This is a genomic window from Agriterribacter sp., from assembly GCF_035444585.1.
In the GTDB taxonomy this organism is placed as follows: Bacteria; Bacteroidota; Bacteroidia; order Chitinophagales; family Chitinophagaceae; genus Agriterribacter.
Map to the genome: position 1 here is coordinate 352 of NZ_DAOMOZ010000351.1, position 350 is coordinate 701.

General features: G+C 44.6%; 1 protein-coding gene. It reads left to right on the forward strand.

Annotated features, from left to right (window positions below; all coding sequences use genetic code 11):
- Nucleotides 1–71 precede the first annotated feature (71 nt).
- Nucleotides 72–350 (forward strand): aldose epimerase family protein (locus tag PLH26_RS21335; RefSeq protein WP_324588038.1); only part of this gene is annotated, 279 nt, incomplete at its 3' end.

Genomic DNA, 350 nt, shown 5'->3' on the forward strand with positions numbered 1-350 from the left:
AATTTACGCAATCGGTTGAGCGGAATTGTATGAATGTGTTGTGTTATCTTGTTAGAAAGAAATCACGGAGCATGTTTGTAATAGAAAAGTACCGGCAGGATGGATTTGATAAAGTGTTCTTAACAGATCATACCACGCATACCACTGTAGCCATTGTGCCCGGCTGCGGGGCTATGCTGCATGCATTCATTGTGCAGGGCGAAGACGGCCCCGTCAATATTATTGACAGCTATAGCAGCAAACCCGAATTTGACAAAAACGCTGAAGCCAATGGTTTCAAGGGGTTAAAGCTGTCTCCTTTTCCCTGCAGGATACCTAACGGAACCTATCGTTTTAACAACCGGCAGTAT